This window comes from Cupriavidus basilensis (genome assembly GCF_029335485.1).
GTDB classification, from domain to species: domain Bacteria; phylum Pseudomonadota; class Gammaproteobacteria; order Burkholderiales; family Burkholderiaceae; genus Cupriavidus; species Cupriavidus basilensis_E.
This window is the reverse complement of record NZ_JARJLM010000593.1, coordinates 1-25,849: the sequence shown is the minus strand read 5'-3', so window position 1 is coordinate 25,849 and position 25,849 is coordinate 1. Positions and strand designations below refer to the sequence as shown.

Here is a 25,849-nt window from a genome sequence, read left to right as displayed (position 1 = left end):
GGCTTTCAGGCTGGCGTTCCAGAACCAGACCGATCGGCTCTAAGGAGGAAAATCACGTGGTAAGAAGGGCGATGCCCGAGCCATTGGCTGCCGGCGAGTATTTGGCCAAATGCCGGGAGACCAGCCACATGCAGGCCATGTTGAATGGCCATGAGGAAGTCTTTCCTCGGGCACGTTGCGTCAGCGACGGCCGCTGGTGCACTTTCTTCCACAATGGCACCGCCGTGTGGGAGTGCAACGCCAGCTATGCCGCGGCGCATTTCATCATCGAACCCCTGACCAGTGAGGCGACATATTGAGCATCCCACCCCGACCGAAGACGCAGCCGCTTACCCATCAGGTGCCCGGGCAGCTGGTCGAGGCCTTTCTTGCAGACGGCGGACGAGTTCTTTGCCCAAACGCGCGGCGCTAGACGTCCAGGCAGCGCGCGGCCGAGATCCGTTCGCGAAGCCGGGCTCGATGCGCTGGTCAGGCTCGCCGAAGTGGCGGAGGGCGACCGTCCTAGCCGGCATCCACGTGCCGCGCGAGGCCCAATCGGCACTGGATTTGGGGCCCACAGCCTGACCCAGGCCAATTGGCGTTTGTGCTGGCCCAACTCGACGCGCTGCCGCCCACCTGGAGTGGGTCAGCCTGCCACGGCCAGGTACCCGGGCACGAATCGAAGGCTGGTGGCTGGAATTACTAGGTGAGGGCAACAAGCTGCGCCGGTTGCCGGTGCCGCCGGCGGTGATCGCGCGGCCATCCGGCCGACCCGGGCGCCAACCGGGTCCCGGGCGGGGGCGCCTTGCAAGGGCGACTGATTGCCCGCCCTCAAATCCCACTACCTTTCCGTTTTTCAAAATCTGATACCTATCGTCGCAATGTCTCTTGCGATCATTTGGTTGTATCTCTGTGCCGATGACCAGCGACGGCTCGTGTTGACCAAGCCTTCAGCCTACAACCCCATCCAACAACCGTCATGATTCGGATCGGCGCCGCCTTCCAGTCCTTCTGACGTGACGCGGATGCCATGGATCGATGCGAAGCCATATGTGCGCGCATCACGCAATACCTCGTAACCCATGGCCCCGAGTGCCTGTGAAACCCGATGGGGAATGCGGTTGGCGATGTCGATGACATCACTGGTAGACGAAAATCGGGGCGCGCTTACGGCCTCGGTCATGTTCATACCGAACTCCAGCACATTCAGGATGGCCTGGAGCACGCCCATGACGATCTGCGTCGCGCCTGGTGCGCCGATGACCATGACCGGCTTGCCTTCTTGGAACAGAATACTCGGACACATGGATGAAAACCGTGCCTTGCCCGGCGCAATCGACGCCGCACTACCAGGTCTTGGGTCAAACTGCGCCATGCAGCCGTTGTACATGAAGCCAAGGTGGTCTGTAATGGCGCCTGAAGGCAAACCTAATGAATGGGTCATGGATACACAATTGCCGGACCTGTCGACGACACTCACTTGGGTGGTATCCTTGGTCGGCGTGCCGGCATTGACGCGCGGCACATGTGCGACCTCACCACGCTTGATGGCATCGGCATAACGGGCGGCCTGCGCTTTATCGACCAACCGTTCATACGGGACGTTGAAGAATGCCGGGTCGCCCAGGTATCGGTCTTTATCTGCCGATGAACGCTTCATCGTCTCGGACATCACCCGTAAGTACTCCGCCGTATTGTGGCCAATCGCCCGAAGATCGAAATTCTCGAGGACATTAAGCATCTGCAACAACATCACGCCGCCGCCCGGTGGATGATTGGTGGTCACTTCATAATCCCGATACGTGCCGCGCAATGGCTTGTGGCGCAGGACCCGGTAGTTAGCCAGGTCCGTGAGACTGATACGGCCACCATGTCTGCGGATATCCTCCACCATGCGCTGCGCCAGTTCGCCAATGTAGAACACATCGGCACCTTCGCGTGCTATCAATTCGAGTGTGTCGGCATAGTCGGGGTTGACAACACGCTCATTGACTTCTTTGGGCGTGCCATCGTCGCGGCAATAGAGGGCTCTACCGCTCTTGGACCAAACGAGACGTTCTGAGTGAGGTGCGTGACCCATCTCGCCCCCCATGCTCCAGAAGTCGCGCACGTGTGGCCGCACCGTCCAGCCCCGGCGTGCCCAATCTATAGCTGGCTGTACCACTGCGGCCCAAGGCAATACGCCATACTCGCGCTGTGCTTCATGAAACGCCTTGAGCGTGCCGGGCACCGCGATGGACTCGTAGCCTAGTTCGTTCACATAGTCCTTGAGGATGAAGCCGAAGCCATCGCGCGCCTCTCCGCGCAGGTGGGATACCCACATGTCGGCCCGGGCGCTATTTGGTGCGCGCGCGTGGAAGTCCAAGTAGAGGTGAGTCTGGCGTTCCGGCAGGTAGACTGCCATGGAGCCAAAGCCCGCGATGCCGCACATGAGTGGATCGACCACGCTTTGGACCAGCCCCGTCGCCACGGCCGCGTCCACGGCGTTGCCGCCCGCCATCAAGATGTCAAGGCCTGCTTCGGTGGCTTCAGGCTGTGGCGCGCAAACCATGGCACGATACGTTTTTCTCATCATTTTTTCCCCGTGAATCGTGGTATCACCGGAGCGCTTCCCCAGTGATGGCCCTGCAACCGTTTGCTCAATCGTTGGCCAGGCCCAGATCCTTGGCCACGCGTCCCCAGCGCTGGGTGTCCTTAGCGATATAGGTATGCAGGGCTCCGGCAGGGCCGGGCATCAGATCCACCTGCAACTTGCTCAGTTGATCCACGACAACAGGATCGGCCAGAAACTGCTGTGTGATCTGGTGCAGACGCGCCACTACGGGCTCTGGCGTGCCTGTGCGCACCGCGAGGCCCAGCCAGCCGATGTCCTCGAACCCAGCAAGGCCAACCTCCTTGGCCGTGGGCACGTTAGGCAACTGCGGCACTCGGTGGGAGCCCAATATCAACAGTGGCACCACACGCCCTGCGACGGCGTTGGGCACGCCGGTACCCAGCACAGGAGCCATTATGTCAATCTGGCCGCTCATGACACCCATCAACCCTGGGGCTTCACCCTGATAGGGCACGTGGGTCAGCTTGATGCCGAGTTGTTGCGCGAGCATCTCTATGACCAAATGGGTTGAATTGCCTTTGCCAGCCGATGCGAAGTTCAGCTTGGCCGGCTGTGCCTTCGCCAAGCGGGTCAAATCCCCCCAGTTCTTGATACCTGACTGCGGGGATGCCACCAGAAGAAAGGAGTTGGTGGTGAGCATGGCCACCCCCCGGAAATCCTGGTCGGGGTTGTAAGGCAAAGTCTTATAGGTGAACTTGTTGAGTACCATTTGAGCCACGCTGGCCGCATACAACGTATAGCCGTCGGCGGGTTGGCGCACCACATACTGCACGGCAATGGCGCCACCGGCGCCGGGCCTGTTGTCCACCACCACGGGCTGGCCGAGTTGCTTGGTGGCGAATTCAGCCCAGAGGCGGGATACCGTATCCACCCCACCGCCCGCCGCTTGAGGCAGTACCAAGGTCAGCCCTCGCGCGGGCCACGCGCCAGTCCCGTGTGCCGTAGCGGGCGCCATCAGAGCAATGGCCGAGCCAGCCAATAGAGCCGCTAGCGCCCGGATCGCATGTAACCGGAATGAGAGAATCTTCATAGTGCATCCTGTCAAAAAAATGGTTGGGAGCGCATGGAACAACCTATACGGCTAGAAAAGTATGGTCTGTTGGTGACAGATACGCGAATGAAATATCCCGAGGAATCCATTAGTATTTACTCATGCAAACACCTAGCCACGACATCGCCTGGGCTCGCCGCCTCAAGTTTCGGCATCTGGAGACCTTCCTGGTGCTCACGGAATCCGGTTCGCTAACGCAGGCGGCAGTCAGCATGCACATGACCCAGTCTGCGGTTTCGCACTGGCTGTCGGACCTGGAAGAGGCCATAGGCGTGACCCTGCTGACGCGCGGGCGCAAGCTGCAACTCACTCCTGCTGGAGAAATCCTGAAGGATCACGCGCTGCGGATCCTCGGAGATCTTCGCCGCACACAGGCCGATCTGCAGTCCGCCGCCATCGGCGCTGCCAGGCAACTGCGTGTGGGCAGCATCCACTCTGGCCTGATGACCTTGTTACCCGATGCCATACACCAATTCCGTGGCATGGCGCCCAATGTCTCAATCCGGGTCACCGACGCTCCATTCATGCAACTGCTCGATGCCCTCCAACGGCGCGATATCGACCTGGCGATCTTGCCCTTAGACGAGCGTATGCATGGCGTCAATTTCCAAAGCGAGGTTTTGATCGAAGACACCATGGAAGTGGTGGTCGGACGCATGCATCCCTTAGCCATGCAGACCGACGTGAGCTGGAAATCCCTGGAGCCTTATCCCTGGATCGCGCCACCAGCGAATACACTGATGCGCAGACGCCTGGAAAAGGCGCTATTGGACGCAGGGCTCATGCTTCGCGCGCATATCGAGACCTCCTCGATTCCTCTGATTCAGGCGCTCTTGGAAGAGAGCAACGACGTTGCGGCATTGGCCGGTCAGGTCGCCCGCAGACTGCATCACCAGGGATTGGTACACCGCCTGAGGCTGCACACACCCCGAAATTTCGGCGTAATCGGCCTAGTGTGGGACGACGGCGAGTCCAATGACATGCGACGCAGTTTTATTGACGTTCTCCGTCACGTCGTGAAGCAGAAATCTGGCGAGGAATTCGTATTCTGAGTGCCACGCCACGGCACGCCTCCCTCGATACACCGCGCGCTACGTGACGACCCAGGCCGCGCGGCGGATGGAGGCGATGCAGGCGGTGTGGGATGGCGGCGATAGTGACTGGTCTAGGGGAGCTATTGCTCATTTGGCCTCTTCATAGTCATCGAACCACGGGCCCTTACGCTCCGTCCGCACATGGGCCTCGCAGCGAGTCGCGGTCTTCCATGAAGACTCTGAGCTGTGGCAGTGTGCCTCGGCTTCCTCCAGCGAGACGCCGTTCTTCAGGACCCGCTTTTTCCCACGCTGGTAGTGCCGAACGATCCGATGCACGCTGACCCCCATGTCTCTTCGTTGTCGGAGGCTCGAACGACATCAAGCCGACTCACGGCCGGCGTTTTATAAGGGAACGGCTTGCATGCTCGATTCGTCGCCCCGACAGCGAATCGAATGAAGGTGTGAAATAGAGCTTCGAAGAACTACATAGGCTCCATAGGGCCGCTTCCACGCGCCCAACGGAAGGAGCGATTCTCCCCTGCGCAAATTGCAGGCGTCGAGTCTGAGGCAACTCCGTGGCCCGAAACTTTACGCATTGCCCCACCGTTCGGTTACCCCAAACTAGGGTTAGCTTCGTGCAGGATTTGACATCGAAGTTCGCCCCGTTCATAACCAGCGTTCCCGATCCAAACGCATCTTCTTACCTGCTTTCATTGCGGCTTTGTCCCAGTCAGCCATCTGCACACGGATCCACATCATAGTGGTGCGCGAGCCGACGCGAGCTACTGCGACGAAGGCAGAAATACGGGCAGGGCGAGATGCCGGCCTGGTTGTAGCGGTCTGGGGAGTGGCGAAGTTATCGCAATTGCGCATCATTTATTCAATTAGCGACGGATTGGCTTTATTTCACGTTTTCGCATTCCGAGGTTTTGATAGTATCGTCGAAGATTTCCGGGTTGCCGCAAGTTGGGTTGTGGCTGTCAGTAGCCCGCAAGTCTCTTCGGCCCCTCTTTTGCGAGGGGCAATTTTTTGGCCTCTGTGTGGCGTCATGGAATAGGATCGTCTCGGTATTGTCCCTGTTCAGGGTGATGGAGAAGGGGTGTTTGTTGCATCGCTCACGTCGCTGGCCGCTGATGTTCATGACTTCGTGCTGCCGTGCTCTCACAGGAGCCCTGTCGTCGTTGGGTCGCTACATGCTCAAAATGGATTACAAGTGAGCAATCGCCGCCATACGGGAATGCGAGGGGGTGCGACCCAGACTCGCCACGCTGGCTAACGTGGATTGCGGTGGGCGATGAGTACAATGTCAGGCTGCGTCTTTGGCCCATTTGCAGCGTGTCGGTGGGCGGCCATGGCCATGACTTTCCAGGCGCTTGGCCATGGCCAAGCGAGTCCCAGTTGGTAGGCGGCAACGGATATGGCGCAACAATTTCAAGCGAGGAATGGGGTGCTGAACTTTTCTTGGGAAGCGGATAAATGGATTTATACGGCCGTGGGCGTGCCCCTCGCGGGCTGGGTGGCAACCGCTTGGCTCCGCTGGAGGAGGGAGCGCGCGTGGCAGCAGGCCGCTGACAACATGGAACGTGCTCGCCGACAGAAGATTGATCGCCTTGTCCGATTGCCTCCGGAGTGCAAGACTGTCCTCCACGGCTTCCATATGAAGGCTTCCCACACGCGACGGCTGCCCCCCTGGGATCCGGCTGTCCGTATCCTCGTCGAGGAGGGCATCCTTAGCGAGGTATCTGGCGGGGACACCTACGATGCGGTCGACCTTTATTTCAGCGTTAACATCCAGTTGTGGGCCGTGCTCCCCGATTGGCTCGCCGTTGACTCGCCGAAAGACGCCCAGAAATGAGCTCGCTCGCCTGAGTAACTGCAACGAACTGAAGAGTGTCTGGCTCCTGCTTCAATGCCTCAGGCACATCCTTCATCTGCACGGGTTGACCTTGCAGGAGCCGGACGTTGGCCAGCGCTAACCAGACCTGCTGAGAGTCCGGGAACCGCTCAAGGGCGGATTCCCCGGCTGCGCGCCCCCCCGTCGCCTCTTCTGAAGCATGGGGCCTCGTACTTGGGCCGCGGCCATCCGCTCGTCGTCCGGATAGAGCTTGAAGGCCTTGAGAAACAGACCGGCGGAATCCTGGTCGTCCAAGCGCATGAACCAGATGCTGAGCCCAAGTTGCCCTGAGTCGATCGCAACACCCCTGTTGTCCAAACGCAACGGCCGTCCCGTGGCGGCAACGTTGGAAGAAAAGCAACGGACCGGGGTACGCATTTGAACTTCAGCTCGTAGCGCCAAGCCTTGCCCTCCGGGACGTGCTTGCTCTCGCTCAAGAGCATTGGCGTGAGGTCTTGGAGCGGCGGGGGAGGTTGTCTGGCGGCCATGGGACAGGAGCGCGAATTGCTGCATTCGCGCTTCCGTTAACAGTCTAGGCGCCCCGTCGATGGATGCCGCCAACCCAGGCGGGAGCGGGGGAGGGTGCCGGCTCAGGCCTCGGCGATCAGGAACTTGTCCCGATTCTTCCCGAGCCAGCCCGGAGCGCGGCCACGGCCTGACCAGGTTGCACCTGTCTTGGGGTCCTGATATTTCGGGGGCAATTCTGTCTTTGGGGTGGCAGCGGTCGTTGCGCTCGTTCCCGCCGGTCTGCCGCGGCGGCGTTTCGGCGCAATGTCTTCGGCCGTGAGTTCGTATTCCGCCATGAGGACGCGGATTTTCTCGATCACGTCAGCGACCTCAGCGGCACGGACTTCGACCAGCTGAGCTTCGATTTTCTCTTTCTCGGCCAATAGTTGCTTGTATGTCGCCATGTTGGCTTCTCCGCTGGAAAGGATTAAGCCTACAGTATTTTTAACATTCGCGCGACCGGGTTGAAGCTGCTATTAAATCTGCCTCATAGTCGTGATCCTGCAGGCCGATGTAACTAGGACCGTCTTCTTTTGCTTTAGTTCTCGCCAGCGCTTCTCGCATTCACTCTGACTGCTAAAGAAAAAATAATCAGGCTTCGGGAGTGCGTCGGGTTCAGTAGAGGCGACGGCAAAATACCAGTTGCCGGCGCCAGTGGCCTCGTGGTCGTCCACCGGCTGGTCTCGCTGGCCGTCGGTGGCTATGTTATGAACGGCGATCACCGACAGAATTGCTGCGCTTGCAACTGCCCAACGGGCTCCGCTTGGAAGATTAAAGGGGGCTTTTATCATCTGCATCTCGCGCAAATCATGGCCGGTCGAATCTGACCTCAGGATAGCAGCGTTTCGGCGCTGCTTGATCCCCCCTCACGGGCGAAGCCATACCGAACTGATCCACTCGATTGAAAAGCTCGGGGATGGCAAGATTGCCTGCTGGCAGCACATCCGAATAACTCCGAAGGTACCCTTTGCAAGGTGATGCGTTGACCATCTCCCGACCACCGCTCTCACACGATGTGATTGACACTGTTGTTGCGACTGCGACGGATTCTCGTGGCCACAAGCAGCTGATTGAAGCGCTTCGTCGGACAGGTTTGGGCACCGTCCGGCTCGGCAATGTGCGAGACGGATTTTCGCTCAGGACGCCTGATTGTCTTGTCATCGCGCCAGACGGGAACTCTCTCGGGGTTTACCGGGAATGGGTTCAGGCGGTACTCGGCGACGTCGGTGGCGATCCTGTGGCTGTGTGGCGCAAGCACAAGGGCGGTGAGCTGCGGTTCGCGGATGCCGAAATCGAGCGAATCTGTTTTGTGGCTCCTTACGGCACGGGCACCGCGGAGTTCTACCAGATCATCGTACGCCGATACCAATATTGGATCGAGCGGGCGCTGTTTCGCGCGGATATCTGCGCTGAACCCAGGTCACTTGACTGCCTGCTGGAACAAACCAGCTGCAGGGGCATGGCACTGGAGGCGCGAATGCCTTTCGGCGCCCCGTCCTACCATCTGTGGAGGATCGAGGATCTCGCGGAGGTGTTGCGCCTTGAGAGCGAGTTGGATGACGCAGAGAAGGCCGAACAAGCGCGCGTCATCGTCCTGACACGCAATATGCGGACGGGCGAAGTACGCTCAACTCGGTACTTCGATACGTATCCTGAGTTGCGCGACCGCAAGCCGCGGCTGGCACGTTTCTTTGCTGACTGGGATCGCTCGAGCGCGGGCCGGAACGGCGCCCCGCTCACCGACCACTGGGTCTTCGAGGTCAGCGATTATACGAACCCGCGAGACCAGTCTCGCCACCTCACAGTGCTTCCCGCCTGGACCACACCGCGCAGGCTGCCAGAAATCAAGGAGAAGCGTCGCGCATCCGTATTGGCGCTATGGGACGAGCTGCTCCGATTCGACGTGCGTGCGGGCCACGCTTTTGCCTGGTTCTTCTTTATGTTGCACGGCAATCGGCTCGGGCCCTGGGTGGGGGAGCAGATCCTGGCAGCGGCCGAGGCCGGTACTATCGAGTTGCCCGAGCACGACTACCGGGTACTGAAGGACTGGAGCCGCGCGCCATACGGCTTCTGACAGCGGCGTCCCGATCGAGGTGCTCCTCGGCGCCTGCATGCAAGGAGATCGAAAAAATGTCCGCATGTGCGGGCTTTTTTTTAAGAGAGCCGCGCGTCGTAGAGCCAACGCCGCTGCTTTGCATAGGAAATCAGCGCGGCTTGCGGATGCTCCGGATTGATGAGGACGTTGAGTTCCTCCGGGACTACGATCGACGGCACGACGAGCACCACCGATCCTTTCGATGCCACCCACGCCTCGCCAGCGTCCAAACTCGTTTTCCCCGCAGGGATCGCGTCCCAGCCGACGGGTGCAGTCGCGGCCGTCATCCGCAACGCAGCGGCCCAGACGTCGTCGGGGATTTCGATCCGAACCAGATACCGGTTCAGGGGAAGACTCGCGGCGCCCAGATGCGCTAGTGTCTCGAGGCACGCTAAGGCAATACTGGATGCGCAGTACACCAACGAGGTGCCTTGTCGGTTCCAGCGCCCACCAGTTGCTTTGGCTCCAGCGCCACTGCGGTCGTCGGCCGTGTAGTCAGGCGTGTCCGTCGCGATTCGCCAGACGGTCCTCAAGCGTAGGCTCCGCTCTGCATCTTCGCGACCAGGTCGGAGACGACTTCCTGCCCGGCCACGGTATCCATCAACTCTGCCGGGCGTTGGCCGCCCAATGCTTGAGAGGGCTGCTCGAGCCACTGTGCCACCCACTGGGCAGCGTTGAAGTTTGTCCCATCACCTGACCGTTCGACCATGGCCTGCACCTGGCCAACCAGCTTCGCCATGCCTACAACGCGTTCACTTTGCTCGCTAGATAGGTTCTGATGCGCCTTCGCTTTTCTGTCGACCGTCGCCCTTGGCAGATTCAGGGTCTTGATCAGGTGCTCCTTTGTCGTGCCCATGAGCTGCGCAAGACGTGAGACGTCGGTAGCCGGAATCCCTGCTCTGATGATTTGGATGACGTATAAGACACCTTGAGTCGTCAGGCTGGCCTCATGGACCGCAGAAAAATCGCTGACGCGGAAACCAGCGTGCGGCTTACGAGCGGCCACTTTGGCTCTAACGCCAACGGCGGTAGTCATATCGATCTCCATTTGAGCAATTAGTATAGCTCAAATGAGAAACGGCGCGGACAAGCTCCTTGGCTTGCATAGTCGCCGCCTTGGCGGCCGCTGGAGGGGCAACCTCGGTGCAGCGGCCGGGTGCTTTGCGCCTGTGCGGTCCGTTTGCATCGATGCCAACAGCCTAGCGATCCCTGGGGCTCCGTCAATGTGCTCGAATCAAATTTGATTTGAGGAATCCAGTGAGAATGATTCGAGCTGACATTCTCTGATCAATTTTGATGTAAGATTGATTTGAGATCAATCTCGAATCACTCTTGAGGCACCGAGATGGCGAGAATCGAACTGTTCGAAGGCATCCTAAAGTACTTTAGGGACCGCGCCGCCGCAGGCCAGGTCGAATTGCGTCGCAGAGACGTAGAAGGCGCTGTGGATGCGCCTCCAGCCACTGTGCTCCGCTATCTGGAAAGACTTGAGGCCGTCGGGATGATCGAGCGGCTGGGGAGGTCTTCCAGCACGCGATACCGGCTCCAGGGGCTGGCGCAGCCTGTCGCAGTCGCCCAAGTATCGAGCACGCCGGCGGCGGATGCACCAGCGCCGGCACCGGTAGGGACAGCCGCTCTGAGCTGGTCCGCCGCGGCCAAGAATCTGACGGTCCAACTCGATGCTCCATTGGGCGTACGCATCCCCGTGAGCTACCAACGGAAGATAGTCGACGACTACCAGCCGAACCAGACCTTCCTGCTTCCTGAATCCCTTGCCAACGAGTTATACAGGGAAGGGCGGATGCAAGGCCAGCAGCCGGCAGGTACATACGCGCGCAATGTCATCGCTCCGTTGCTGATCGATCTTTCGTTCTCATCCTCCCGTCTTGAGGGGAACAGGTACTCCAGGCTCGATACGGAGGTATTGTTCGAATCAGGGCGGGCAGATCCTGGCGATCTGGATGCGACGATGCTCCTGAACCACAAGCAGGCGATCGAGTTTCTGATAGATGAGGTACCGCTATACGGAATGAGCGTGCCAATCGTTCGCAACCTGCATACGCTGTTGATGCAAGGGTTGCTTAAGGACGAGGATGCACTCGGGACCATCCGCAATAAGGTGGTGAATATCAGCAATACCGTGTACGTGCCCTCCCACGCCCCGCAACTGCTAGATGAGATGCTGACGCAGATCATCGAGAAGGCAAAGTTGGTCAAGAATCCAATGGAAGCGGCGTTCTTCCTTTGGGCGAACATTGCATATCTCCAACCGTTCGAGGATGGGAACAAGCGTACCAGTCGTCTCAGCGCAAACATCCCACTTCTGCTTTACAACTGTGCCCCGCTCAGTTTCCTCGATGTCAGCGACGACGACTACGGTAGGGCTATGATCGGCGTCTATGAACTGCTCGATACAAGCATCGCCGCCGATCTGTTTGCTTGGACTTATCGCCGATCGATCGCAAAGTACGCCGCCCAGATCGCAGCGGCCGGGCAGCCCGATCCATTCCGGGCAAAGTATCGAGAGGCGATTTACGAAGTGGTTGCGCAGGTCGTGCGGGACCGAGAATCTCTGACCAAAGCGATCGCGGGTCTCGGCGTGGACCCGGGCGCTGCCACTCAGCTTCACGAGATCGTCATGAGTGATCTCTCTAGGCTTGGAGAACACAACTTCTCTCGCTATCGCCTGCGGATGAGAGAGGTCCAGCAATGGATCGCTGAAGGGCGTCCAGCGGCCGACTGAGCTGCGACCGATCAAGAGCGCCTTAGCTTGTCGAGGAAGGAGTTGCGCCCCGATGCCTGCGCAGAATCGGTTGGAACCAGAACAGCTCGCTCGTGAGCCAGATCGATAGTGGGCCGCTCCTGCGCTGAATTGTCGGGCGTCCACCCAGTTTCTGGAAGAACCGGCTGTATGCCTGCTTCCAGCGTACCGCGCCATTGCGCAGCACCTGTGATGGGATTTCGAACAGCCAGGGCGTTAGCTCCGCGTTCTTGTAACGCGCGTATTCCTGGTCAATCGGAGAATCTTGCCCCACCAAGACCAGCGCCTTGCGCTGGAATGCCCGGTAGTATCGATCCTCACCAACTTTTGCGTTGTAGACGAAGCGCTGGCACCCAATCCAGCGCAGCAGAATGGCTTGCTGCGCTGGCGTCGGGTAACAGCGGAATCGGTATCCGGTTTGCATGAGATGACTAGAGGGCTCGAGACCCCGCTTCGCGTGTTCAGCTATCGCCTATTGCGCGGCCGCTCAGTCGTCGCGATGACTAGGATCATTCTCAATGACCCAACGGACCGAGGTAACGAGGGCGGCGAGGAGAACGGCGACGTATCCTGCTGCAGCTGCGAATTGTATCTTGAGCCTCGCTAGCAACAAATTGTAAGGAACGACAGGCTGGGACACTATTGCCCGTGAGAGGGGATCTTTGAGACTGCGGAGCTAGTTTGCCTGCATGTGCATCTCGTGTGCCTTGGCCTTCTGTCGGCGCTGATGATCCTCTTGCTCGGCGATCACGCGCAAGGTAGCCTGCTTAAACAGAGAGCCATCGGTAAGCATTGAGGCGAACGACCTCAACTCGTCGAGCGAAATTCGGTCCAGCTGGTTATCCGGCTGCATGTCGATTTTGTTGGGGGGCGAAGAGGAACTATTGTCCGCAACGCAAGGCCTTGCAAGCGTTGTAGCCTAAATGGTGCGTAAATCCCTCAAAATCCGCGTAATCGAGATGGGTTGATCCTGGCTCGCCGTCGTCAGCTTCGTATGGGACGGCGCTTTCGCACGACTACGGACGGTGCTTTGGAATCGCTCTCGGAACCCGCGCCCGCCGGCCGGACACGGCCTTCCAATTGGGCGGACGTGATGGCGTGCTTGTAGATCGCGTGTATGCCGTCCGGCGTGTTCAGAAGTACAACAAAGTTGTCGAACGACTCGATAGGGGGAGCAACGCTACCAAGGCGTAGTACCCGCTAAAGCGAGCGGCCTTGAGGACTTTCCTAAACGGGAGGAACCACGATGCTTCGAAAAGAAGTAATCCTAAAAGGTAAATCGTCACAGCTGCATTTCCCGCCTCTTGTTGATATGCAAAAAGGACGGGTGTAGGTGCAGGGAGTTGACCTACACCCCTCGAAAACGGCAACCGAGGGTCAGTCAAATTGACGCACCGAAGTTTGCCGCATTGCGGAAATTTCAATACCCCTACTAAGTGGCGGGCACCGATCGGAGGGGAGCAGCACTTTGCCGTGTCTCCCCTCGCAAAGAAAAGGCCCGCCGAAGCGGGCCTGGGACCTACATGACGAAGGGATTCACTGCGTCGCAAGCAACCAACCGCCCAGTTGTAACCTGCTACGCAATCAAGCGCCACGAAGGACGCTAAGCCCGCCGCGAAAGCCGTGCGGTATTCCTAGCTTAGGCGGGATCTGAGACCGTCACGACACAACATTGACCTCCGATGATCTATTACGCGCACCGGCTGTCGTAACGGCGCAGCCTTTTACATCTTCGTCACAATGATCAGCACCGCAAGTAGGAAAGGTGGCCTAATCTAAAAGTGCCGCTGTGCAATGCGGCACCTTCTACGTTCATCGTGGCGTAGGGGTGGAGTCGGTAGCCAGGAGCCTCCCGCTGGTGGTACCCGACGCCGCCTGTATCTCCTAGCAGTACCACGGCCCGCTTTGGCGGGCCGTGTTTGTTTCTGCGGCGATTTGAAGAGGCCCGCCGAGGCGGGCCTTCCAAAACGCAGAACCGTCGTTCACTGCGTCGTGAAGCTCCAAGTCTTGTTCACCGGCTGGCCGTTGTTCGTGCCAACCAGCTTGGCGGAGTATGTCGTCTTGGCCGCCAGCGGTGCGTCGGGAATGAGCGCCCCAACGTTGCTCGACAACACCTTGTCTTAATCTCGTGACTCGCCGGGAAATCGCCGCTGAAGTATGGGCTTGGGTTGGGCCCAGAGCGACGGGAACGGCTCGCTTCGGTGGCGAACCCCGACGACATGGCGCGTGCATAAAGGGCAACTATGCACCAACCTCTCCGGAACCTGCCGGTCGGCAGACAGCCCCGTTGCGCTCATGGCGCTCGCGAGCCGGAAGGGCGACGCAGTGCGGCGATCTGAACTCGCTAGCGGCGCTAGCGAAGTAGTAACGGCAGGTTGTATTCGTCATGTCTGCACGGTTGTCGAGATCGAGGCGATCACGGCGAACAGCGTGCCGCGGAAGCGAGCCTATCGCGCATACAACGCCGGGCTGGACGGGACGGTTTCCAGATCTCCGGAAGGCGACGGCTGCGTGGCCTAGTCCAGAGCCCGGTTTGCCGCCTCAAGGCATAAGCCGGGAGCAACGGCGCCATGATGCCGCGCGACGCGATTCCGGCCCGCCAGCTTGGCGACGTAGCAGGCACGATCCGCAGCTTGGAGCCACTGGTCCCAGTGCTTGTCGTTGGCGTCGACCCATGCGATGCCGATGCTTACCGTGACCCGGACCTGTGTTCCAGCTGCGTCGATGACCATGGCTTCGACGCGCTTTCGCAACCGCTCTGCAATTTCCACGGCCTTGTCCGCGCTGACTTTGGGCAGATAGAGCGCAAACTCCTCGCCCCCGAAGCGGGCAAAGGCATCACTTGCGCGCAGACTGCCTTGTACTGTTCTGGCGAAGGCGGCCAACACCTGGTCCCCCGCGGGATGGCCGAAACGGTCGTTGATCGCCTTGAAGTGATCGAGGTCGAGGACAGCGATGGCACTACCCGGGGCCGCCTTGGCCGGCAGGCGGGAGAGGAACCACCGCCGATTGCCGACACCGGTCAGGCTGTCGGTCTGCGCAGCGAGCAGGAGTGCTGTCTCGGTGCGTTCATTGACCAGGGCCATCACGAGGAATGCGATCAGGAAATTGGCGAAGATCTGCAGGAAGAGGGCCGTGGCCGGGTCAAAGAATGTGGCGATGCCGCCAGCAAGGAAGATGAGGCGAGCCGCGTCGATTGCCGCACTGGTTGCCAGACAGGCAATCAGGGGCAGCCGCGAAGTGAGCGGGTCACTGAGGCGATCTCTCCAGAGTTCGATGGCCGCGGCGGTGAGGAAGCATACGGCAGTGAGATGGTATGCGCTGGCTCGCAGGGTGTCGACGAGTGGAAACCGAGTGATGATCCCGACAAGGAACCATCCCGTGGGGACGGAGAGCATCAGCCAGCGATGGATTCTGCGCCGACCGCTCACGCTGCGCATGCCGCCCCAGACCAGTACGTAGCCCGTGATGCCGAGCAGGAGACCAAGGTGCGCCCATAGCCACGGAGGCAGCGCGGCCCGCTCACCCAGGGAGGACAGGGTGGCGCCAACAGCCAATGCGCTGAATCCCGTGGCCAGCATCGCCAACCCGCCTGGTTTGGTGGATTTCCGGCGAGTGTTCAGGATGCCAATGGCGCCCGCCAATGTCGAGGTATCGTGAAGCAGGAGGGTCGTGGCGAGATCAATAGTGATGCGCATAGGTCAGCCGACCAGAGCGTACGCTGCCGAAAGCCGCAATTGGGAAGAAGTGATTTACCAAGCAATAGCATGCACCGGGCAGATCAGCGAGCACAATGAGTTTCTACCCCGCACCGGAGGGGCATGGTATAAGACATTGCGCAGAGTGGATATTTAGTGCGCGATAAAGATACTAAATTAATCGGTCGAGGCCGGCGAAGCTAAGCTGATCTGTCGCATTTTGGATATGACTTGTAGTCGCGAGCGTGCACCAAGCTGGAGCAGAATGGCCGAAACATGTTCTTTGACGGTGTTTTCCGTTAAACCGAGATGCCGTGCGATGGCCTTGTTGGACAATCCATCGAGCAAATGGCGTAGCACAGTACCTTGGCGGTTCGTGAGGCCGAGGGCTTTTGTCTCGAAAGTGCAGCTCAATGTCGCGCCGACAGGTTGATTAGGTACATCGCTCGTTGGGCAAACAGATGGGCCGCTATTGTCTTCAAGGAGCGGCTTCATCCTCGATATAAGCTCTATGCGCTTGCGAGCGCCAAGGCGCTTCAGGATGGCGGAGACATGTTGCTTGACGGTATTCACCGCCAAGCCCAAGCGGCGCGCGATGAGCTTATCGGGCAGTCCCTCCAGCACCAGGGCGAGTACGACCAGTTGACGTTCAGTCAGGCCTTGTCTAGTGGGAGTGATTGGAACGTGATTCGCTGAGATGCCTTCGGCGTGCATCACAATGATCGTCGCCTGAATCTCCTGGACCTGAGAAACCGAAAGTTTCGGTAGTGTAGTAAGAATGTCCCTAAGCTGCCCGTTCACAGTTCCTCCCCCCCGTTTTTTATCCCGGCATGCGACTTCCGCACTGGATTTTCCACAAAGCGCGACTTGGAGCGCCAATGTCGCATCGCGATCTTCGCCGCGAATTTGCGTCGGCATTGGCGTCGCCGCGAGTCTACACGCGGGTTTCTCCCTAGAGAAGAATCGAGACGATGGCCTGCATGAATTACGTCAAAACGTTTGTGATCGGCTGGACATAGTCGGATGCAGATCGCCGCATTTGATGGAGTTTTATTGCTTCTCATTTTTCGAGTGGAGTGCGCAAATAGCCTCCTGAACAAGGATTATTGAGCTTCTTGCGGCCTATAGCGGAAGTCTCGACACGCCGTTGGCCGGGGTTTCTACCCCATTTTTTGGGTCAATCAAGATAGCGTGTGAATGTCTTTAATTTACAACTTCTGGCAGAATTTGATCGTTTCAGGAAGTGAGGGGGGGAATGATGAGAATAAAGCGCATCGCTCAAGTATGCGCACCGTCTTTGCGAACCGCCCCAGCAGTGTGGGTGATTGGCGAAAAAATATGACTGAGAGACCAGAGATCTATGCCCAGAAGCTTATCGCGAGCGATGCCGACGAATTTGCGGCGCGCCTGCGACCGATCTGGGGCAATGTCGCGATCGACTCGGGGAGGGGAGATCATTTTGATGTGCGGCTGGCGTCGAGTCTCGCCGGCGGTGCGGTGACGCATCAAATCCAGACGACGACGGGTGTTCAGTTCCGATTTGACAGGCAGTTCGACGGCTACGCGCTCGTTTTGCTCCACGAGGGCGGTCTGCGGGCGCGGATTGGGCAACAGGAGCGCGCCTGGTCGGCAGGCGCTTGCGCAATTCTGGATGCGGCGCAGGTCAGCCAATGGCAATGGCAGGCGGGCAGCTACGACATGCTGCTAGTCTCGGCGAGCGATATCACGCAGCGGCTTTCGACCCTGCTGGAAGCACCCGTGACGCGCCCTTTGATGTTCCAGGCTGAGGTTTCCCCGAAGTCGGACGGGGTGAGACTGGGTGGTGCGGTGATGCAACTGATGCAGTCGTGTTTCGGCGATGACGGATCCAGGGTGACGGCGATGGCCACGGCGGCCAGCATACGTGACGTTGCCGTGGGGGCCTTCCTAGAGGGCTTGCCGCACAATTATGCCGACAGGCTGCTAGGCAAGGCACCGGGACCGTCACCAAGGCATGTAAGATCCGCGATCGAGTTTATCCATGCCTATGCGCGGGACAGCATTCTCGTCGAGGATATTGCCAAGGCCGCCGGCGTCAGCGTGCGCGCCCTGCAGGTGGGATTCGCCACGTTCAAGAGCACCACGCCAATGGCGTACTTAAAGCGAGTTAGGCTGGAGGGCGTGCGCAATGAACTCCTGCACAGCGATGATGCGTCGGTTGCTGAAGTCGCGATGCGCTGGGGGTTCAAGCAGCTCGGCATGTTCGCCAAGGTGTATCGCGATGCGTTCGGCGAGCTGCCATCGCAGACACGGCGGATTGCGAGGAGATAGGGAGACTCCTGTTTCGCCGTCGCGGGACATTCGTGCTCGGAAAGGGAAAAAAACCAGACGATCCGTTGCTCCCCGCGCGCGGATCGTCTGGGCGTCAATAGCGGGAACCTCTAAACGCAGCGCGGATATTAGATGTGCCATATCTGGCTGACTACCCTGCCATCGATCGGGCAATCGAAATGCCTGCGTATATTGAGCGTGTCGTGCGTTATTTTGATATTTAGGCGAAAAAGAAGGCGACCCACCACAAGGAGACATGGGTATGGCGGGTCGCCTTTCCGTCAACCGCGGGAGATCAGTTCTGCAGGGCGAGTATTAGGTGGCCATATCCGAACGAATACCCTGCCCTGGATGGGGTAATTGAAATATCTGCGTCCATAGGTTGATTTATGCGTTATTGAGATATTTAGGTGCCGATCCAGAACACGCAACGGGTTGTTCGAGAATCGCTGTGCAGGCGGACAATGCGAGTCCGTAAGCGCACGCGGGCACTCGACCCGACCGGCCCCGACGAGTTCCACCGCGACCACGCGCGCGACGGCGGTTTCTGGCGGGGTGTCAAGGTGCAGCCCTCAGTCGAGGGTGATAGCGGCGCGCCGAACCAGAGCGCGCCACACAGGTGTTTCGCTTCGGATGGCATCGGCCATGGCCTCGCCGCTGCTAGGATCCCGCAGTCTGGTAGTCCGTCTTGAGCGCCAGTACGGCCCGCGACATCGCGGCGTTCAGGGATTGGCGCAGGGGGGCGGACATCCCCGGCGGGGCCACCTCAACGATGGACCGGCCGATGAGGATTTGCCGCCGCACGTAAGCAAGTTGCCTCGGAGTTCTTCATATAATGATCCATTGTTGAATGACTGGGGCATTCATCATATTCACCTCGGAACGTATGTCGAATCCGATGGATTCGTAAGTCGCACCGGACCGGTACTATTTGCACGCTTTTGATACCGATAACGCTTACTTTGTCGACGTGCTTCCGCGCGGATCGTGGAGCCGTCAAGGCATAGTCAAAGAGCTCCACAAAAATTGACCGGATTCGATCAGGCACTTCCTAGTGAATGGCATAGTTGGTTTGACTAGGCCTATCACAGGAGACTGGGCGCAGCGGAATTCTATTGAGGGGAAACAGTGGACAGAGAGTCGGTTTGGGTGCGCATGCGCTCGGCAGCACGTAGGATCAAGCGTGATGCTGTCGCGCTATGGTTTGCATACAGACATCCAGGCACACCGTTGGCAGTCAAGGCTCTCTGTGTTTTCGTGGTTGGATATGCCCTGAGCCCTATCGATCTTATTCCTGACTTTATTCCCGTCCTTGGCTACGTGGATGATGTTCTGCTGCTGCCAGGGCTAATCTTGCTTGCCATTCGGCTTCTTCCGTCCTCCGTCGTATCGGAATGTCGTAAGCAGGCAGAGGAGTGGATTGCCCAGAAGAGGGAGAAGCCAACGAGCTACTGGGGTGCATGCCTGGTGGTAGCAATATGGCTTGCCGTGGCATATGCATGCTGGCGATGGTATGCAGAATAGCCCCTTCGTGCCAGTCAGCAGCGCGCCGTATGGGATCAGGCTGAGGGAGGCGGTGGCTCCGTGCCAGAAGCTTGGTGCGGCGCTCAGTGCTTGTGGCGCCCGGGATGCTGGCTGATACGCCGACGCTGCCCGAATCGCCGGGCAGGCCTGCGTGCGCGCCTATGACACGCTGATAGTGCCGGCTTTGCGATAGGGCGGTACCGGAAGTAGCCGCATCGCTGAGATAGCGCGCCAGTGCGAAAAAATAGGGCCGCGGTAGCGGGCTGCGGTCCAGGAAATCCAGTTCGGGGTCAAAGGCCGAACGGGCCGAGTATTTTTACGTTGCGCAGGTCTCGACGGTACCGCCTTTTGGGAGGGTTTCGACGGTCAGTGGCTGTACCGTCGAATGAACTCTTTCTTGGCCTTCGAAATGGCATGCGACACCTCACTGGCGGATTCGATGCCGACCGCGATGATGAGTTGCCCCCCGTCGCACAAATTGGCGACCAACACGAGTTGCCGAGATGTGCCGCACCGAAATTCATCGACTGCCCAGAAAACCGCTGGATCCAGATCGTCAGCGGCATCGAGATCATCAATGTGACCTGATGTCCAGGTTAAGGCGTGATGCTCTAGGAGGCCGACCAGCAGACGTTCCTTGGCAGGCAGTTGTTCGATTGCGGCGAGTGCTTCGTCAAGCGTCATGGCGGTCTGGCTGATATGGCTACGCGGCGTGTTAGGAGGGCTGGCGAAATGGGCTGCATGATCTCCCCCTCCCTGATGTAATTTCTCGTGCTCTTGTACCAGACTCGACCGGGGTTAGCGATCCGCCAATCGTTGGGTAAGATTCGTTGTCGTGCGCAACACTAGCGACATGTTTGACGAAATATTCAAAAGCTCGAACCGGTCGATTAGCAGTTCAGCGGGGGCGCAGGAAGAGGGAGAAATCACCGGCAATCCGCTCCGCAAAACCGAAGTGGGTCTAGGCGTGATGCGGGTTTTCGGGTGATCACAAGGAGGGGATTGCGGAGCAGAAGTCCACATGAAACCCGCGCCGCACATGGAAACCTTAAGAGCTTGGATGGCTTCTGCTCTACCACTGAGCTACACCCGCGCGTTGGCTGACATGAAAAAGGAAGGCGACCCGCCACATGGAGACATGGGGCGTCCGTTGGTTAGCTGCGGGAGATCAGTTCCGCAGGGCGAGTATCAGACGTTCATATCCGAATGAATACCCTGCCCTGGATGAGTCAATTGGACCCGTATCAATCAGCCTGTGCCCTTCGGAATATGAAAGTCAGACGGATTGAGGTGAGTGGCAAGCAACCTGCCAAATGCATTCAGCAGTACATCTGAGTTCATGCCCGATGTGCCTGCCAGAGCGGGACAGATGATCCAGCCGGTTCCACACCGTTTGAACATGCGCAGGTGTTTCGCCTGATCGGCTGGCTGCAACAGCAGTTCTTCGGCGACCATATCGCCGAGCGCGAAGGCTCGAATAAAGTCTTCCGTATGCCGATGGCCCAAGCACACCACGAGCTTTGGCTGCCAACGCGTGCAGATCTCGGACAGAAAGCGAAAACGCCCGCCATGGCGGCAAAGGTCCAGGTAGCGCTGCTTGGGTACCAACTCCCTTTGTCCGCGGAACACCTTGGACCAAGGCGTTAGGCCATCGAGATGCAATGGCAATGGAAACAGGCTCAGCTTGAACTCGGCGCCCCAGGGCCCATACAGCTGCTGTTCGTAATACTGCTGGCAGTCCGCGGCACCCAGGGGGAGGCCCAACACTTCGGCGCGAGCCGCCGCCATGATGCGGGCAATATGCTGATGGCCCAGCCATCTTCCGAGGCTCTCGCGATACGTTGTGCGAAACGCTGTATCCCATGCCGGAGGGGACATGCGCGGCCTCAGCGGCGCGGTCAGATGTTCGAACCACGGATGTGGGCTTCCGTCGCAGAACCACACCGACGCCCCCGGATTCCCCCCTTCCATCCCGACATACGAAGCAAAATAGCCGTCCAATTCCGACCTAGTAAACACGGCATTTTTCATACTGCTCCCCTTACAGCTTAATGCGCCCCGCTAACTCAGCGCTCCAACGTGCTGATCTGCCACCTAACCCGCCGCTGGCGGCGTCTCGCCGGATACCAAACGAGACATGGGCGCGGATGAAGTGTTCCGCTTCAAGGAGTTTCAGGTCTTCCCGAATTGTTTGCCGGTCAGCCCGACTCCAAGTCATGGATCTAGTGGCCCGGAATTCCTGCTTTGGACTCGGCTTGGTTCGGGGTCCGGGTCAATGCGATGGAGGCTCACTGTGATGCGGAAAGGGAAAAGGCGGTCAGCCGTGCGCCCGGATGAGGAGGGAAATCCGATGCATCCAGCCGCCGCGCCAAGTAGGCTCCCAGCGCGTCAAGAAGCACATTGGAACTCAGCCCTTTGGGGCCGCCGAGTGAAGGGCTAAGCACCAGCGCAGTTCGTTCATGTTCAAAGACATATAGCGATTGAGGCATATCTGCTGGCTGCAGAATTTCCTCAATTCCATCGATACCTTCGAAGCCGAACGCACGCAGATAATCGTACCTGTGCCGTTGGCCCAAGCACAGGATGATGCGCGGTTGATGCAGATGGCGCAGCTTGGAGATGAAGCGGAATCGGCCGCCATCGCGGCACAAGTGCAAGTAGGCCGATTTGGAGCGCAGAACGGAATCTTCTTCGAACGCCTCGTTCCATGGCCGGTTGGGACGTGGATTTTCTGGAAATGGAAATAGATTCAACTTGAACTCCCAGCCATGCGGCGCATAGAGATAGTGGTAGAAATACTCCGTCGCGTCGATTGGGCTATGCGCTGGCGCCAGGGTCGATGCGTAGGCCGATGCGATTACGCGCGCAATTCGGTAGTGCGTTTGCCATTGCTGGAAGAAGTGAGCATTGGCTCGACGAAAGGCGGCGTTCCAGGAGCCGGGCTGCTTCTCCGGGCGCAGTGCTCTCAGCGATGGCATGCAGCTGAACAACGGAGCCACATCGCACACCCAGAGGGCCGCATTGGGATTGCCGCCATCCATTCCAATGAACGACGTAAAAGCGAGGTCGAGTTCCGCACGGCCCGGTGCGGAGATTCGAGTCTGTGTCATCCCTAAACCTCCAATGGGCGCGCTGCCTGTCCGCCCGCTTTCTGTCGATGTGCTGACCACTGTTTCCCGAACGATAGAGCGCCCGCAACTCAGGCAAAGCGCGGCCAAGACGGTAGGCAGATGCTACTGATAGGTCATGGTGAATGTCATAACGCTGTTGGCCCTGCCAGGTCCCACCGCAGATCCCGTCTGGTAGTAGCGGGCCCTGAAGGGGATGGTGTAGCTGCCGCCGGTGCCGCTGTTGTAGCCGCTGAAGGTCTGGGCGCTGCCCAGGGGAAAGGGGGTGCCGGAGCCGTTCAGCAACTGCAGTCCGACGCCGCTCGCGGTGGACGAGGCATCCAGCGCTACAACGGAATTCTGCGCGTTGACAATCGGGGTGACCGCGTCGACCTGGTAGCGGATGGTGTTCATTCCCGTCGGGCAATTGTTCAACGCAAGGTTGAAGTTGACCGAGGACGTAAACGTATTTGGGCCGCTGAATTCGGAGGCCCGGTGCGTGCCCAGGTTGACCGTGATGTTCGGCGTGGTGCACGCCAGCACGGTGAATACCGGATTGCCGGTTACCGTCACTGGAAGGATATTGCTGACATTGGCAATCGGGCGTTCGGACATCCCGATGTGGGCAATGGCACCCAGGGATACTGTGCCCGGCGTGATGGGCCCCGTCTTCACGAAGGCGAATGCCATGCCGGGTCCGAAGACGTAGTTGAAGAATGCGGAGCTGGACGCGATGCTGCCGTAGCTTTGCCAACCGGTGGAATTGAGTCCCGATTGCCCGTACCAGCCGCTTGGAAGATTGGAGCCGATCTGCATGATCAATCCAACGCCAGCGAGGTTAGTATTGAATACTTGGTAGGTAACTCCGTTCTCCGAGTACGTTTGACCGGAGGAGGAAAGCAGTGACTGATACACCGGGCCGACGAAGGTGTTGCCCATCGTTTCGGTGCAGCTCCAGACGTTTGGATAGTTTGTCTGGAAGCTCGTGAAGGGGGTGATCCGGGTGCCTGTCGGCTTATCCCGCGGAATCGCATAGGCTCCGGTTGGCAGAGTGAAGGTGAGGGCGCTGTAGCTAGTCACGCACGTCAAGAAGGCGAGGGCAGGGGCGCAGGAGGTCGCCAGGCATAGCAGGATGGCGGTCTTCACGCAGATGACAAAGCGCCGGATGTTCGGGCTGGAAGCGCGTGGCTCTCGGGCAAGCGAAGGTGCGGTCATGGCGTACATCATTTGCAGATCAATGCCGTTGCGGAATAGGGTGTAGCGTTGCCGGGTGGCCGTCTCGGGCAGGCTGTAGGCCACCGCGCACTGTTCAGGCAGGCGATGACGTAACGCCGTCTGACGGTCGCGGCTATTGGTAACTCATCGTGAAAGTCGCCAGCCCCTTTACTGTCCCGGGTGTTGCTGGGCCAGTCGAAATATACTGTGCGGTCAATGGAATGTGAGTCGTGCTGGCGGACCCACCCACCTTCCACTGATTCGGATTTCCGGCCGCTGCCGAATCGGGGCCATAGCTGACTGCCGATCCGCTGCTATTCAGTACGCGCAGCTTCACCCCCGACGCGGTCGAACCTGTGGCAAGTGTCAGGTTGCTGCTCGTGTTGCCGGTATTGGTTGCATCGGTAAGAGTCACATAGACGCTGGCGCCGGCTTGGCACGACAGTCCGATGTTGAAGGGGGTGTTGCCGGTTGTCGTGCCGAAGGGGCTCAGCGCGCTGGCCCTGACGGTCGGCAGTGCGACGCCGACCGATGGCGTCGTCACCGTGCAGGTGGCTGCGACGATCAACGTGTTGTTGACCGAAATCGTCACCTGCACCGGCGAAGTCACGTTCGCCGGGATATTGTGGCTGACCAGTGTGAACAGCTGCGGAATGTTGACTGGGCCGCCACTCCCCACCTGTGCCGCGGTTTTGATCAGTTGATAGGAGAACGTGAAGTTGCCGGTGAACGAAGCGCCGGTCGTGATCGGCGCGCCGAAATCATCCCAACTGCCTATATTTAAGTTAGACAACCTCCTGTTGTTGTAGGTCACGTCGATCACCCGGATGCCGATGCCTGCGACCCCGGTATTCCAGACGCCCGTCACCGGGCTGCCGGTCAATTTCGGGTAGTACTGGAGATACCAGCCGCTGTTGGGCGACCCCGGATTCGACGGACAGGAGGCGGATACCGTCGACGATTGAAGCGGGCCGATCGCGGTGCCGACCGGCGTGTCGCGCGGTACGGTGACCGTGCCGAAGCTGATCGCTGCCGAGCCGGTGATCGTGCATTGCAGGGCCGCTTCTGCGGGCAAGCTGGCGGCGAGTCCGGCGCATCCTGCCGCCCACAGCGTGACGAAACGGAACCACTTGCGCAGGACCGCGCGTGACAGAGAATGGATCATTGTGAATGACCTCCGGCTGGTGAAACCTCCGTTGCCTCGTTCAACGTGCAGTATCGCGCCGCACACCGCATCGATGCGCGCATCGGAACCGCGATCTTCGTCCCTGGGCGGCAAGCGATAGGCGAGCGCGTATTGCGTCGGCCGCATCGACCCTCTTTCCGGCGACATCCCCTGATCGGCGACACCCCGCACGAAGATCCGGCTGTCCTGGCTGATCGCACCGACGCTTCGCTGCGTGGCGAGAATTCGCAGAGATAACCCAAGCTCCATCGACGGCTTTCCGGGCGATGCACCTTCTTGTCTCTGTGTCGGCCCGCTATCGACAAGCTGGCAGCGCCCCTCCGTCGGTCCCGGCCGAAATCGGGCGGCTTGCGGGCAAGAACGACCATTGCATTCGTGGATATCATTTGCAGACCATTCCCGTCGCCGAATAGGGCGCGACGCTGCTAGTGGCCCCCGCAGGCAAGCTGTAGGCCACCGAACACTGCTCCGATGGGGCGCCGCCCCACTTGACGGTCAGCTCGCCAGCGTCCTTGTGCAATCTGCGCGCGATGATGCGGCTGGCTTGCGCCACCGTGCCAACGCTTTGCCCGCTGACATCGAAAACCTCTGCGCCGAAGGGCAAGGGCTTGCCGTCGCTGGTCCTGGCCTGGAGGATCGCTGTGCGCCCCGTGTTCTCGGTTTCGAACCGCAGCCTCACGACGGCACCTGCTGTCGGTGCGACGTGCTGCTCGGTCGATTTGAGTTCCACATGCAGTGGCAAGCCCTTGGGGTCGATCTCGACGGCGTTGCTGGCGAATGGCGTCAGGCTGGGGACCACCGCACGGCCCCATGGATCGATGCGCAGGCCGCTGGCATTGGCGACGCGGGCGCCGATGGCATCCCTCGCCTCGAC

24 protein-coding genes and 1 pseudogene are annotated in these 25,849 nt (G+C 59.3%); 7 read left to right on the top strand and 18 right to left on the bottom strand.

All coding sequences use genetic code 11. The annotated features are described in order from the left end of the window. Positions 1-299: hypothetical protein (locus tag P3W85_RS36845; RefSeq protein WP_346430317.1), on the top strand; the 299-nt coding region annotated here is incomplete at its 5' end. A gap of 635 nt (positions 300-934) precedes the next feature. Here P3W85_RS36845 and ggt read toward each other — a convergent pair. Further along, positions 935-2,554: a gamma-glutamyltransferase gene (gene ggt / locus P3W85_RS36840; protein ID WP_346430316.1), complete on the bottom strand. Its 1,620-nt coding sequence runs from the start codon at positions 2,552-2,554 to the stop codon at positions 935-937. Positions 2,555-2,618: 64 nt separating this feature from the next. Next, entirely contained in the window at positions 2,619-3,623 is a 1,005-nt protein-coding gene (locus tag P3W85_RS36835) for a Bug family tripartite tricarboxylate transporter substrate binding protein (protein WP_276268414.1), read from the bottom strand. A gap of 122 nt (positions 3,624-3,745) precedes the next feature. Here P3W85_RS36835 and P3W85_RS36830 point away from each other — a divergent pair, with 122 nt between their 5' ends. Together P3W85_RS36830 and P3W85_RS36825 are read left to right on the top strand one after the other, a co-directional pair. Then, positions 3,746-4,696, top strand: a complete 951-nt coding sequence (locus P3W85_RS36830) for a LysR substrate-binding domain-containing protein (protein ID WP_276268413.1) — start codon at positions 3,746-3,748, stop codon at positions 4,694-4,696. A gap of 1,399 nt (positions 4,697-6,095) precedes the next feature. Further along, positions 6,096-6,533 carry a hypothetical protein gene (locus P3W85_RS36825; protein WP_276268412.1) on the top strand — a complete coding sequence of 146 codons (438 nt, stop codon included), beginning with the start codon at positions 6,096-6,098 and terminating at the stop codon, positions 6,531-6,533. A 629-nt stretch (positions 6,534-7,162) separates the two neighbouring features. Here P3W85_RS36825 and P3W85_RS36820 read toward each other — a convergent pair. After that, positions 7,163-7,483 (bottom strand): H-NS histone family protein, encoded by a 321-nt coding sequence (locus P3W85_RS36820; RefSeq protein ID WP_276268411.1) that lies wholly within the window; start codon positions 7,481-7,483, stop codon positions 7,163-7,165. A 578-nt stretch (positions 7,484-8,061) separates the two neighbouring features. Between P3W85_RS36820 and P3W85_RS36815 the strand changes: the two genes are divergently transcribed. Then, entirely contained in the window at positions 8,062-9,153 is a 1,092-nt protein-coding gene (locus tag P3W85_RS36815) for a hypothetical protein (RefSeq protein WP_276268410.1), read from the top strand. Between the two features lie 80 nt (positions 9,154-9,233). Here P3W85_RS36815 and P3W85_RS36810 read toward each other — a convergent pair whose 3' ends face one another. Beyond that, on the bottom strand, positions 9,234-9,707 hold the full coding sequence (locus P3W85_RS36810; RefSeq protein WP_276268409.1) for an RES family NAD+ phosphorylase: 474 nt from the start codon (positions 9,705-9,707) through the stop codon (positions 9,234-9,236). After that, positions 9,704-10,210, bottom strand: coding sequence for a type II RES/Xre toxin-antitoxin system antitoxin (gene parS / locus P3W85_RS36805; RefSeq protein WP_276268408.1), 507 nt, complete (start codon positions 10,208-10,210; stop codon positions 9,704-9,706). The genes P3W85_RS36810 and parS overlap by 4 nt, the downstream gene beginning before the upstream one ends. Positions 10,211-10,519: 309 nt before the next feature. On the opposite strand from parS, the gene P3W85_RS36800 reads away from it, so the two are divergent. Beyond that, a complete protein-coding gene (locus P3W85_RS36800) occupies positions 10,520-11,917 on the top strand; it encodes a Fic family protein (protein WP_276268407.1) in 1,398 nt (465 codons plus the stop codon). Between the two features lie 22 nt (positions 11,918-11,939). Here the strand turns inward: P3W85_RS36800 and P3W85_RS36795 are convergent, their stop codons facing one another. The 7 genes and pseudogenes from P3W85_RS36795 to P3W85_RS45695 form a co-directional block, all read right to left on the bottom strand. Beyond that, positions 11,940-12,359, bottom strand: a complete 420-nt coding sequence (locus tag P3W85_RS36795) for a helix-turn-helix domain-containing protein (RefSeq protein WP_276268406.1) — start codon at positions 12,357-12,359, stop codon at positions 11,940-11,942. 252 nt (positions 12,360-12,611) lie between these two features. Next, a complete protein-coding gene (locus P3W85_RS36790; protein WP_276268405.1) occupies positions 12,612-12,788 on the bottom strand; it encodes a hypothetical protein in 177 nt (58 codons plus the stop codon). A gap of 131 nt (positions 12,789-12,919) precedes the next feature. Further along, positions 12,920-13,102, bottom strand: coding sequence for an RNA chaperone Hfq (locus P3W85_RS45705; protein WP_430869691.1), 183 nt, complete (start codon positions 13,100-13,102; stop codon positions 12,920-12,922). 815 nt (positions 13,103-13,917) lie between these two features. Beyond that, positions 13,918-14,046 (bottom strand): hypothetical protein, encoded by a 129-nt coding sequence (locus P3W85_RS36785; RefSeq protein WP_276268404.1) that lies wholly within the window; start codon positions 14,044-14,046, stop codon positions 13,918-13,920. 405 nt (positions 14,047-14,451) lie between these two features. After that, the gene (locus P3W85_RS36780) at positions 14,452-15,633 is read right to left on the bottom strand and encodes a GGDEF domain-containing protein (protein ID WP_276268403.1); all 1,182 of its coding nucleotides are present in this window, start codon (positions 15,631-15,633) and stop codon (positions 14,452-14,454) included. A 177-nt stretch (positions 15,634-15,810) separates the two neighbouring features. Then, positions 15,811-16,128: a response regulator transcription factor gene (locus P3W85_RS45700; RefSeq protein ID WP_430869690.1), complete on the bottom strand. Its 318-nt coding sequence runs from the start codon at positions 16,126-16,128 to the stop codon at positions 15,811-15,813. Beyond that, a pseudogene (locus P3W85_RS45695) lies at positions 16,123-16,326 on the bottom strand (response regulator transcription factor); the annotation flags it as partial. The pseudogene P3W85_RS45695 and the gene P3W85_RS45700, both read right to left, overlap by 6 nt. Positions 16,327-16,830: 504 nt before the next feature. Between P3W85_RS45695 and P3W85_RS36770 the strand changes: the two are divergent. Both P3W85_RS36770 and P3W85_RS36765 read left to right on the top strand, forming a co-directional pair. Beyond that, complete coding sequence (locus P3W85_RS36770; RefSeq protein ID WP_276268401.1) at positions 16,831-17,943, top strand: AraC family transcriptional regulator; 1,113 nt, start codon at positions 16,831-16,833, stop codon at positions 17,941-17,943. Between the two features lie 1,155 nt (positions 17,944-19,098). Then, complete coding sequence (locus P3W85_RS36765) at positions 19,099-19,467, top strand: YkvA family protein (protein ID WP_276268415.1); 369 nt, start codon at positions 19,099-19,101, stop codon at positions 19,465-19,467. A 366-nt stretch (positions 19,468-19,833) separates the two neighbouring features. Here P3W85_RS36765 and P3W85_RS36760 read toward each other — a convergent pair whose 3' ends face one another. The 6 genes from P3W85_RS36760 to P3W85_RS36735 all read right to left on the bottom strand — a co-directional run. Then, complete coding sequence (locus P3W85_RS36760; protein ID WP_276268400.1) at positions 19,834-20,151, bottom strand: hypothetical protein; 318 nt, start codon at positions 20,149-20,151, stop codon at positions 19,834-19,836. 564 nt (positions 20,152-20,715) lie between these two features. Continuing rightward, positions 20,716-21,498, bottom strand: coding sequence for a transcriptional regulator (locus P3W85_RS36755; protein WP_276268399.1), 783 nt, complete (start codon positions 21,496-21,498; stop codon positions 20,716-20,718). A gap of 257 nt (positions 21,499-21,755) precedes the next feature. After that, positions 21,756-22,577 (bottom strand): transcriptional regulator, encoded by an 822-nt coding sequence (locus P3W85_RS36750; RefSeq protein WP_276268398.1) that lies wholly within the window; start codon positions 22,575-22,577, stop codon positions 21,756-21,758. Between the two features lie 123 nt (positions 22,578-22,700). Next, entirely contained in the window at positions 22,701-23,873 is a 1,173-nt protein-coding gene (locus P3W85_RS36745) for a fimbrial protein (protein ID WP_276268397.1), read from the bottom strand. 49 nt (positions 23,874-23,922) lie between these two features. Continuing rightward, positions 23,923-25,224, bottom strand: coding sequence for a fimbrial protein (locus P3W85_RS36740; protein WP_276268396.1), 1,302 nt, complete (start codon positions 25,222-25,224; stop codon positions 23,923-23,925). A 133-nt stretch (positions 25,225-25,357) separates the two neighbouring features. Then, on the bottom strand, positions 25,358-25,849 hold a 492-nt coding region (locus P3W85_RS36735), incomplete at its 5' end, for a FimD/PapC C-terminal domain-containing protein (protein WP_276268395.1).

Excerpts from the sequence above, each read along its gene's own strand:
- P3W85_RS36830 (WP_276268413.1), top strand. The coding sequence starts at position 3,746 with ATGCAAACACCTAGCCACGACATCGCCTGGGCTCGCCGCCTCAAGTTT.
- P3W85_RS36825 (WP_276268412.1), top strand. The coding sequence starts at position 6,096 with ATGGCGCAACAATTTCAAGCGAGGAATGGGGTGCTGAACTTTTCTTGG.
- parS (WP_276268408.1), bottom strand. The coding sequence starts at position 10,210 with ATGACTACCGCCGTTGGCGTTAGAGCCAAAGTGGCCGCTCGTAAGCCG.
- P3W85_RS36820 (WP_276268411.1), bottom strand. The coding sequence starts at position 7,483 with ATGGCGACATACAAGCAACTATTGGCCGAGAAAGAGAAAATCGAAGCT.
- P3W85_RS36765 (WP_276268415.1), top strand. The coding sequence starts at position 19,099 with ATGCGCTCGGCAGCACGTAGGATCAAGCGTGATGCTGTCGCGCTATGG.
- P3W85_RS36760 (WP_276268400.1), bottom strand. The coding sequence starts at position 20,151 with ATGACGCTTGACGAAGCACTCGCCGCAATCGAACAACTGCCTGCCAAG.
- P3W85_RS36770 (WP_276268401.1), top strand. The coding sequence starts at position 16,831 with ATGTCTTTAATTTACAACTTCTGGCAGAATTTGATCGTTTCAGGAAGT.
- P3W85_RS36750 (WP_276268398.1), bottom strand. The coding sequence starts at position 22,577 with ATGACACAGACTCGAATCTCCGCACCGGGCCGTGCGGAACTCGACCTC.
- P3W85_RS36740 (WP_276268396.1), bottom strand. The coding sequence starts at position 25,224 with ATGGAGCTTGGGTTATCTCTGCGAATTCTCGCCACGCAGCGAAGCGTC.
- P3W85_RS36790 (WP_276268405.1), bottom strand. The coding sequence starts at position 12,788 with ATGCAGCCGGATAACCAGCTGGACCGAATTTCGCTCGACGAGTTGAGG.
- P3W85_RS45700 (WP_430869690.1), bottom strand. The coding sequence starts at position 16,128 with ATGAAGCCGCTCCTTGAAGACAATAGCGGCCCATCTGTTTGCCCAACG.
- P3W85_RS36835 (WP_276268414.1), bottom strand. The coding sequence starts at position 3,623 with ATGAAGATTCTCTCATTCCGGTTACATGCGATCCGGGCGCTAGCGGCT.
- ggt (WP_346430316.1), bottom strand. The coding sequence starts at position 2,554 with ATGATGAGAAAAACGTATCGTGCCATGGTTTGCGCGCCACAGCCTGAA.
- P3W85_RS36800 (WP_276268407.1), top strand. The coding sequence starts at position 10,520 with ATGGCGAGAATCGAACTGTTCGAAGGCATCCTAAAGTACTTTAGGGAC.
- P3W85_RS36780 (WP_276268403.1), bottom strand. The coding sequence starts at position 15,633 with ATGCGCATCACTATTGATCTCGCCACGACCCTCCTGCTTCACGATACC.
- P3W85_RS36795 (WP_276268406.1), bottom strand. The coding sequence starts at position 12,359 with ATGCAAACCGGATACCGATTCCGCTGTTACCCGACGCCAGCGCAGCAA.
- P3W85_RS36755 (WP_276268399.1), bottom strand. The coding sequence starts at position 21,498 with ATGAAAAATGCCGTGTTTACTAGGTCGGAATTGGACGGCTATTTTGCT.